The organism is Sulfitobacter sp. (assembly GCF_041552635.1).
Taxonomy (GTDB): domain Bacteria; phylum Pseudomonadota; class Alphaproteobacteria; order Rhodobacterales; family Rhodobacteraceae; genus Sulfitobacter.
In genome coordinates, this window is sequence record NZ_JBFEKM010000031.1 from 19,376 (window position 1) to 28,435 (window position 9,060).

Genomic DNA, 9,060 nt, shown 5'->3' on the forward strand with positions numbered 1-9,060 from the left:
GGCCCCCTTTGGGGTCTTGGACAAATAATATCTAACCCGCAGCCCGTATGCGATCCAACAAACGCAGCGACGGATACCCGTCAGGCAAGAACCCATTCGCCACTTGGAAACGCCGAACTGCGTTGATGGTCAAAGGCCCGATCTTTGCGTCAATCTTGACCGTATCAAATCCAAGCGCCGTCAGCCGGGTTTGCAGCTCCGTCCGCTCGTCAAATGTAAGCGCGCGATCCTGCAGGGGCCAGCCTTGCTCGATCGGGCCACCACCCGCGATCCGGTCGCTTAGATGGCCAATCCCGATCACATAGGCATCAGCTGTATTATACCGCTCGATCACGCCGAAGTTCGAGAAAATCATAAAGGCAGCCCCCTCTGCCCCGCCGGGCAAAAGGATGGACGCAGGCCCGTGGTCCGCCACTGCCGTCCCGTCCAACCCCATCACCCCAAGGGCCGCCCAATCCTCAGGCGATTTCAAAACCTCACGGTCTGCCTGCAAATAATCAAATCCGTCCGGGACATGCACTTCGACACCCCAAGGCTGCCCCTGCGTCCAGCCAAAATGCTTAAGATATGCAGCTGTCGACGCCAGTGCATCGCGCGGATCATCCCCCCAGATATCGCGTTTCGCATCGCCCGTGAAATCGACGGCATAAAGCTGAAAGGACGACGGCATAAACTGCGTATGCCCCATTGCACCAGCCCAGCTGCCTTTCATCTGGTCGGGCTGCGTATCGCCATCCTGCAAGATCCGCAGCGCTTCCAACAACTCGGCCTCGAAAAACGCACTGCGTCGCCCGTCATAAGCCAGTGAAGCGAGCGACGTGATCACGCTGTCGCTTCCCCGGAACGTGCCATAGGCGCTTTCCAGCCCCCAAATCGCGACAACCACCTCTTTGTCGACGGCATATGTCTTTTCGATCTGCTCAAGATCGGCGCGGTGGCGCGACAACGCCTTCTTGCCATTCTCGATCCGCAGATCAGAAGTTGCTGTCTTTAGGTATTCCCAAACCGTCTTGGTAAATTCCGACTGGTTGCGGTCACGTCGAATGACCTCGGTGTCATAGCGCACGCCGTTCATCGCGGCGTCGAATACTTGCGCATCAATGTCCGCCGCCATCGCGCGGCTGCGAAAATCCACCAACCAAGCCTGCAAGCCTGCATCGCTGCCCACCTGCGTCATTGCCGTCGCAGCGCCACTGCCTTGGGCACCGGCCGGCACCGCAGCAAAGCCCAGCAGCGCTGCCAGCATACATAGTCGAACAGGTCTCATCCGCCGCCGCTCCCTTGGCTATTTCAACCAAAAGCCTAGCGGCATTGCGGGACCACAGAAAGCCTGAACCTAAGCGATGCGCGCCCTATTGCCGAGTACGTTTCACCTTGCGTTTAACCTTATCGGACTTGCGTTTGGCCTTGGTTGCCTTGCGCTTGGGGTTGGTCCGCCCTGCAGGTCCGCGCCCTCCACGCCCACCTTGGGGCAATGCGTTCCCTTCCAAGGTCAGCAGCTCTAGCGCGATGCCGCCCGTGACAGGGACAGCTTCGGTCAGGCGCACGGTGACGCGCTGGCCGATGCTGATCATCAGTCCGGTATCCGACCCCATCAGCGTGCCAGCCTCTTGGTCAAAGTGAAAATATTCACGACCCAAGGACCGCATGGGCAACAGGCCGTCAGCGCCGGTTTCATCCAGTTTCACAAAGGCACCGAAACGCGCGATACCGCTGATCCTGCCGGAAAATTCATTGCCCACGCGTTCGGACAGATAGGACGCCAGGTAGCGGTCGGTCGTGTCCCGTTCGGCCACCATCGACCGGCGTTCGGTGGTGGAAATATGTGCGCCGGTTTGTTCCATGTCTTCGATGTCATGGGGGCTTAGGCCGTCCTTGCCCCAACCATGGGCCGTGATCAGCGCGCGATGCACCACCAGATCGGCATAACGCCGGATCGGAGAGGTGAAATGCGCGTAAGACCGCAGCGCCAACCCGAAATGCCCGATATGTGCAGGGCCGTAATAGGCTTGCGTCATCGACCGCAAGGTCGAGATGTTGATCAGTTCCGCGTCGTCAGTGCCCGCCGCATCGTTCAGCAACTTATTCAAATGCCGCGTGTGCAGCACCTGCCCCTTGGCCAAGGTGTATCCCGACGCCTGCGCCGTCTCGCGCAGCGCATCCAGCTTTGCGGGCGACGGTTCTTCGTGAATGCGGAACAGAAGCGGTGTTTTCTTTTCAAGCAAGGTTTCAGCGGCGGCGACATTGGCCAGCACCATGAATTCCTCGATCAGCTTGTGGGCATCCAGACGGTCCTTGAAATTGACCGATTTGACCGTGCCGTCCGGGTCCAGTTCGATGCGGCGTTCAGGCAGGTCCAGATCAAGCGGCTGCCGCTGTGCGCGCGCATTTTTCAGCGCTTCATAGGCGGCATAAATGGGCTTGAGGACAGGTTCCAACAAAGGGCCGGTCCGGTCATTGGGGCGACCGTCAATGGCGTCTTGCACTTCTTCGTAATGGAGTGACGCGGGCGACCGCATCAGCCCGCGATGAAAGCGGTGGCTGATCTTTTGCCCGTCGGCATCCAGCACCATCCGCACGGCAATACAGGCGCGCGGCACGCCTTCGTGCAGAGAACACAAATCACCAGACAGACGGTCGGGCAACATCGGCACCACACGGTCCGGGAAATAGGTCGAATTCCCCCGCTTGCGCGCCTCGCGGTCCAGCGCCGATCCGGGCGTGACATAGGCTGCCACATCCGCAATCGCGACCCAGATCACATGCCCGCCCTCGTTCTTGGGGTCTTCGTCCGCGTGGGCAAAGCACGCGTCATCATGGTCGCGCGCATCCGACGGGTCGATCGTAATCAGCGGCAAATCACGCAGGTCTTCGCGGCCCTTCAATCCAACCGGCGATGCCGCATCGGCCTGTGCGATCACATCATCAGGGAATGCATCAGGAATGCCGTGCTGGTGAATGGCAATCAGCGACACCGCCTTGGGCGCAGACGGGTCGCCCAGCCGGTCAACAATCCGCGCACGGGGCAGACCCATGCGCCCTTTTGGACCGGCAAGTTCGGCTTCGACCAATTCGCCATCCTTGGCACCGTACATCGCATCGGCGGCAACGATCCATTCCTTGTCGCTGCCTTTGTCTATGGGGATGATACGACCGCCTTCGGCCCTCAGACGAAAGACGCCCAAGACACGCTGCGGGTTCGCACCGATCCGCCGGATCAGCCGCGCTTCGTAGTGATGGTCCTCGGCTGTGACCAGCGTCAGCCGCGCCAGAATCCGGTCGCCCGCACCCAATGCAGGATCAGAGGCGCGGGGAATCACCAAAACGACGGGCTCCTTGCCCGCACCCTGCCATTCCATAGGTTTGGCAAAAAGATCGCCGTCAGCATCGGGCCCGGTGATCTGCAAGACAGACACAGGCGGCAGACGGTCGGGATCTTGATAGCTGCGCTTGCGCTTTTCCAGATGCCCTTCATCCTCAAGCTCTTTCAGCACGCGTTTCAGATCAATCCGCGCGGCCCCCTTGATCCCGAAGGCCTTGGCGATGTCACGCTTGGCGGTCAGAGTGGGATTGGCGGTGATCCAATCGAGAATTTCTGGCTTGGAAGGTATTTTACTCATGCTGTGTCAGGTAGCACGCGGACCCCGCTTCGTCATGGGCAAATCGTCAATTGTATCTACGTCGTTCAAGGTTGCGATACGTGCGATACGGTGATCCGGCAAGGTTGCGATCGTATCGGCCAGCGCATGCTGCGTTGACCAACGCACATTGGCAAACAGGGTCGGTGGCACAGGGCGCGCCCGCTTTAGCCCGACCAGCCAATAGCCCCCGTCAGGCGCAGGCCCGAAAACAGCGTCGTGGTTACCCAAAGCGCGGAATGCCTCCGCGATATGCGCAGGCCTGATCCCCGGAATATCAGCACCGATCACGCAGACCGGACCGGGTGCAGCGGCGCGCAGCATACGGCCCATGCGGTCGCCCAGATCACCCCGCCCTTGCGGCCAGCGCGGCAGATGCGCAGGCCAGACGCGACTGGTCAGACCCGCCTGGTCCGGCGCAACCGCCAGCACCACCTGCCAGCGTGGGTCTTGCACCCGCCGGATCAAAGCACGGCTTTGGTGGCGAAACCACCACGCGGCTGCGGTCATCCCCAGATCCCGGCCCAAACGCGTTTTGACCCTGCCGGGACGCGGTTCCTTGACCATGATGACCAAGGTTTGCATCAAAGCGGCAGCACCATATCGCGATGGTCAATGCCCGCGTCGTCATAGACTGGCCCTTGCGCCACAAATCCCAGCTTTTCATAAAACCCGATCGCCGACACCTGAGAGCTGAGCTTGACGAACGCGACGCCATCCTGTTGGCGCGCCTCATCCACCGCAGCGCGCATCAGGGCAGCCCCCAAGCCGGTGCCGCGATGGGCGACCAGAACACACACGCGACCGATCTTGGCCGTATCGCCGTTGATCTGCATACGCGCAGTGCCGATTGGGATGTCTTTCTGCGAAGCCAGAAAATGGATCGATGTGCCATCAAGATCGTCAAGTTCGTCCGCCTCTGGCACGCTTTGTTCTTCGATGAAAACGATGCGCCGCAGCAGATGGCAACTGGCCAGATCTTCGGTCTGTCTGATGATAAAGGTCATGCGAAATAGTCCTTTAGGATGCGGGTATAGATCGCCTTGAGCTGATGGATTTGCGCCACTTCTACGTTCTCATCGACCGCATGCATTGATTGCCCGACAAGGCCGAATTCGACCACAGGGCAGTGGTTTTTCACGAAACGCGCATCCGACGTGCCTCCGCTCGTTGACAATTCAGGGGTTACGCCAGTCTCGGCTGCGACGGCTTTGGACACCATGTCGGACAAAGCGCCCGGCGGCGTGATAAAGCTTTCGCCAGAAATTTTCACGCTCAGGTCGATCTGCACGCCAAAGCTGTCTGCGATGGCGGCTGCCTGCTCTTCAAGCCATGCGGTCAGACTTGCGCCCGAATGGGTGTCATTGAAGCGGATATTGACCGTACTGCGGCATTCTGCCGGGATGACATTCGTTGCAGGGTTGCCCGTATCAACGGTGACAATCGCCAACGTGGACGGGTCAAAATGATCGGTCCCCGCGTCCAGTTCATGCGAGGCAAGCTGATCCATCAGCCGCATCATCGCTGGCAGCGGGTTATTGGCGCGGTGCGGATAGGCGGCATGGCCCTGTTTGCCGATCACCCGGAAATGTGCGTTCAACGACCCGCGTCGCCCGATCTTGATCATTTCGCCCATCTTGTTGGGGCAGGTTGGTTCACCGACCAGACAAACATCCATCCGTTCGCCCGCCTTTTCCATGTAGTCCAGCAGGGCAAGCGTGCCGTCGATACCTTCGGCTTCCTCGTCACCGGTGATGGCCAGCACGATCGACCCGTCGGGGGGCGTGTCGCGCACGAAATCCACCGCAGCGGCGGCAAAGGCGGCAACGCCCGATTTCATGTCCGTCGTGCCACGGCCATACATCACACCGTCTTTGATTTCGGCACCGAACGGCGCAAAGCTCCAGTCGGCCTCATTGCCGATGGGCACTACGTCGGTATGTCCGTTGAAGCCAAAACACCGCGTATTTCCCTTGTTGCCCCAGCGCGCGAACAGGTTGCGGATACCGCCGCGATCCGCCCAGGCGCACTCAAACCCTGCGCCGCTTAGCAAATCATGCAAAATGTCCAACGCCCCCGCATCCGCAGGGGTAACAGAGGGGCATTGCACCAATCTGGCTGTAAGGTCGACGGGGTCCGTAGCGGGCATAGCAGGCTCCTGATGGGTAAAACTGGTTGTTCCCCCAACACTTGTGGCGAAAAAAGCGCGGTGCCAAGGGGGTGTGCAATGAAAACCGTACCCGTCCAGAAAATTCCGTGCTAGGCTGTTGTTAATAATTCGACCCGAGGCAGGGCATCAGCAGGCGCGACACCGGAAAACCGGGTCCTCCGAACCATAAAAACAAAAGACCACGCGCGGGATCATTCCGTGAAGGGTCACGCTGATCTGTGCTGTCTCGACCAATTTTTGGGGCAAGACGCATGGTAGCAGCATCAGAACTTCCTATTGAGACAATGCGTGAAGGTACAAACGCGATCAATCTGGCGGAATCCATATTCGGCAATGGTGTGACCGTGAACAGCGCGACCTACAGCGGTGATATCGACAGCGCGGGGACCTATTCGAACGCCGATACGCTGATGCCCGGTGTTGCCCCCGGCGACAGCGGCATCATCATGTCGACGGGCAATGCGCAGGACTTCACCAACTCCAGAGGGTCGTCGAACAGAAGCGACTCTACCTCGACCAACACGTCGGGTGTCAATAATGATGCCCAGCTAAATGCTGCTGCTGGTACGCGCACCTATGACGCATCTATTCTGGACGTTAACTTTACCCCCGACAGCGATCTGATGACGATGCAATTCGTCTTTTCTTCCGAAGAATATCCGGAATTCCAAAACTCGATCTATCAGGATTTCTTTGGTGTCTGGATCAATGGCCAAGAGGTGCAGCTTGCCGTCGGGAACGGCGATATGGATCCGGGCAACATCAACACGTCCAACAACATCAACATGTTCGTCAACAACACGAATGATGCCTACAACACCGAGATGGACGGCTTTACCATTACAATGACGCTGACCATGAACGTCATCCCCAACATACCCAACACGATGCGTATCGCCATCGCCGACGTCAGCGATACAGGATACGATTCCAATCTGATGATCGCGGCAAATTCCGTTCAAACCGCCTTGATTGCGGTCACTGACGATGTGTCGGTCTATCCAAACGGCACCAAGGTGATCGACGTAGTTGGCAATGACGTCTCTTCGAACTCAAGCCTTTTGACCATCACCCATATCAACGGACAGCCTGCGGCGATCGGGGCGCAAATCCAGTTGCCGACGGGTCAGTTCGTGACCTTGAACAGCAATGGCACGCTTAGCATCGAAGGGGACGGCGACACCGAAAACTTTAACTTCACCTATACGATCACAGATGGCACCGACACCGATATCGGGATGGTCACTGCGACATCGGTACCCTGTTTTGTCGCGGGCACCCTGATCGCCACGCCGGATGGTGAACGCGCTGCCGAAACGCTGATGCCGGGTGACTTGGTGCTGACACAGGATGACGGCCCGCAGCCCTTGCGCTGGATCGGCAGCCGGACTGTCGCGGCAACCGGCAAGTTCGCACCCATCCATATTCGTGCAGGCACCTTTGGCGCACACCGTGATCTGCTGGTGTCGCCGTTGCACCGCGTCCTGATCCGCGACAGCCTTGCCGAAATCCTGTTCGGAGAAGCCGAGGTCCTGGTCGCCGCACGGGATCTGGTCAACGACCGGTCCGTGACCCGCCGCGAAGGCGGTGAGGTCAAATATGTCCACCTGATGTTTGACCGCCATCAGGTCGTCTTTTCCGAAGGGCTCGCGACCGAAAGCTTTTTGCCCGGCCCCCAGACACGCGATAGTTTCGAACCCGAGATCGTCGATGAAATCTGCGCGATCTTTCCCGAAATCGACCGTGAAACCGGCACCGGCTATTCGCCCACGGCACGACTTGCTCTCAAGCGTTACGAGGCTGAAATTTTGCAATCCGGTATGGTGGCCTGACCGATGACGTGGCTTTCCATCTCAGATCACGACGACCGGCGCTTTTCCATCCTTGGGCTTGGCATAGACCAACAAGATGCCCCCGTATGCGGTACCCGGCCCGATGATTTACTGGCCTCGGGCAGCATCATGTTCGAGACACGGCAATCCCCCGATGGTAGGCCGCAGCTGCTTTTGGGGTATAAATCGATCTATCCATGGCTGCGCAGCCTGACATTTCAGGCCATCCCCGGCGGTGGTATTGCCTTGGTTCAGGTGCAAGGCAGCGATATCACCCATGCCGCGATCCAATACGAGGACAGCGGGCGCAGCGATGTGCTCCGCATCACCTATTCGTGGGACAGTGCCGCAAAATGGGGGCGTCTGGCCCTTGAGCAACCGGAAAGCAACCGCACGGTCACGGTGCCCGTCCCGAACCCCAAACCCATCGCCATCGAGGATCTGCGTAACATGATGTTGGGGCGCGGAGATCAGACATTCGCCAAAGACGTGATCTTTGCCGCGCTGTCGAACAAGGTTGAACCCTTGGGACCGATGCCGTCGCTGTTGCCATCTACGCCGCTGGCCACCCCTTGGGGCTATAAACCCGCATCGCATTTGCAGCGTGGCGATACGGTGATGACCGAAGGCGCGGGCGTTGTGCCTGTGTTGCAGCGGGTGTCGCGCACAGTTCCGGCACGGGGCAGCTATGCTCCCATTCGGTTGCGTGCGCCTTATTTCGGGCTGCAACAGGATATTATCGTCGCCCCGGACCAACGGCTGGTCATCGACGGGCCAGAGGTTGAATATCTTTTCAGCAAAGAGGCCGTGCTGATCCCTGCACGCCATCTGGTCAACGGCTTTGCCGCCTTGCGTGAGACCAGCGGCCAGACAATCACCTACACCCAATTGGTGCTGCCCGCCCATGAAACCATGCTGGCCGCCGGAACTCCGGTCGAAAGTCTTTATATCGGCCGCTTGCGCCGTCAGCCTGTGCAACTGGCCAGTAGCGTGTTGGCCGGCGAAGACCGCAATTTGCTGCCAGAGCATGGGCAGCCCGCGCATTCAGTTCTGAAATGGTTCGAGGCCATTACCCTTGCCAGTCGTCGCGCGGCCTGACCGAACGTCGTATCAGTCGAAGAACGGCGTCATCTGGGCGATGATCACCGAATTCTCGTCCAGTGCGCGCGCCATCAAGGCACGTTCTTCATCGTCGATCTCGTGTCCTTCGGCCTCGCGTTCAGCCAAGGTGCCGTAGCCGCTGACATCCAACGGATTGGTATCCGCCTGCTTAAGTATAGCGACGGTTTCGCGCACGGCTTCGGCCTCGTCTATGCCAGAGGCAAAGCACATCAGCGCAGCGCCGGTCGCCTTGTCAGGCAAGCCGTCGCCTTCTTTTCGGCCAATCTCGACCAGAAGGGTATAAACCTGCTGGCGGGAC

Annotated in this window: 8 protein-coding genes; 2 read left to right on the forward strand and 6 right to left on the reverse strand. The window is 59.1% G+C overall.

Going from position 1 to position 9,060, the window contains the following annotated elements:
* Positions 1–31 precede the first annotated feature (31 nt).
* The 5 genes from ABYT07_RS05560 to dapE all read right to left on the reverse strand — a co-directional run bounded on the left by ABYT07_RS05560 (position 32) and on the right by dapE (position 5,787).
* Positions 32–1,267: a lytic murein transglycosylase gene (locus tag ABYT07_RS05560; RefSeq protein WP_372990022.1), complete on the reverse strand. Its 1,236-nt coding sequence runs from the start codon at positions 1,265–1,267 to the stop codon at positions 32–34.
* 85 nt (positions 1,268–1,352) lie between these two features.
* Entirely contained in the window at positions 1,353–3,620 is a 2,268-nt protein-coding gene (gene rnr, locus ABYT07_RS05565) for a ribonuclease R (RefSeq protein ID WP_372990023.1), read from the reverse strand.
* A 6-nt stretch (positions 3,621–3,626) separates the two neighbouring features.
* Positions 3,627–4,226 carry a TIGR04282 family arsenosugar biosynthesis glycosyltransferase gene (locus ABYT07_RS05570; protein WP_372990024.1) on the reverse strand — a complete coding sequence of 200 codons (600 nt, stop codon included), beginning with the start codon at positions 4,224–4,226 and terminating at the stop codon, positions 3,627–3,629.
* Positions 4,223–4,645 carry a GNAT family N-acetyltransferase gene (locus ABYT07_RS05575; protein ID WP_372990025.1) on the reverse strand — a complete coding sequence of 141 codons (423 nt, stop codon included), beginning with the start codon at positions 4,643–4,645 and terminating at the stop codon, positions 4,223–4,225. The genes ABYT07_RS05570 and ABYT07_RS05575 overlap by 4 nt, the downstream gene beginning before the upstream one ends.
* Positions 4,642–5,787, reverse strand: coding sequence for a succinyl-diaminopimelate desuccinylase (gene dapE / locus ABYT07_RS05580; RefSeq protein WP_372990027.1), 1,146 nt, complete (start codon positions 5,785–5,787; stop codon positions 4,642–4,644). Before dapE ends, ABYT07_RS05575 begins: the two co-directional genes overlap by 4 nt.
* 272 nt (positions 5,788–6,059) lie before the next feature.
* Here dapE and ABYT07_RS05585 point away from each other — a divergent pair, with 272 nt between their 5' ends.
* Together ABYT07_RS05585 and ABYT07_RS05590 are read left to right on the forward strand one after the other, a co-directional pair.
* Entirely contained in the window at positions 6,060–7,640 is a 1,581-nt protein-coding gene (locus tag ABYT07_RS05585) for a Hint domain-containing protein (protein WP_372990029.1), read from the forward strand.
* 3 nt (positions 7,641–7,643) lie between these two features.
* The gene (locus tag ABYT07_RS05590; protein WP_372990031.1) at positions 7,644–8,738 is read left to right on the forward strand and encodes a Hint domain-containing protein; all 1,095 of its coding nucleotides are present in this window, start codon (positions 7,644–7,646) and stop codon (positions 8,736–8,738) included.
* Positions 8,739–8,750: 12 nt separating this feature from the next.
* Here the strand turns inward: ABYT07_RS05590 and ABYT07_RS05595 are convergent.
* A partial coding sequence (locus tag ABYT07_RS05595; RefSeq protein ID WP_372990032.1) for a hypothetical protein occupies positions 8,751–9,060 on the reverse strand: 310 nt, incomplete at its 5' end.

Bases quoted from the DNA above. Each gene is read 5' to 3' on its own strand.
- ABYT07_RS05560 (WP_372990022.1), bottom strand. From the start codon at position 1,267: ATGAGACCTGTTCGACTATGTATGCTGGCAGCGCTGCTGGGCTTTGCT.
- rnr (WP_372990023.1), bottom strand. From the start codon at position 3,620: ATGAGTAAAATACCTTCCAAGCCAGAAATTCTCGATTGGATCACCGCC.
- ABYT07_RS05575 (WP_372990025.1), bottom strand. From the start codon at position 4,645: ATGACCTTTATCATCAGACAGACCGAAGATCTGGCCAGTTGCCATCTG.
- dapE (WP_372990027.1), bottom strand. From the start codon at position 5,787: ATGCCCGCTACGGACCCCGTCGACCTTACAGCCAGATTGGTGCAATGC.
- ABYT07_RS05585 (WP_372990029.1), top strand. From the start codon at position 6,060: ATGGTAGCAGCATCAGAACTTCCTATTGAGACAATGCGTGAAGGTACA.
- ABYT07_RS05590 (WP_372990031.1), top strand. From the start codon at position 7,644: ATGACGTGGCTTTCCATCTCAGATCACGACGACCGGCGCTTTTCCATC.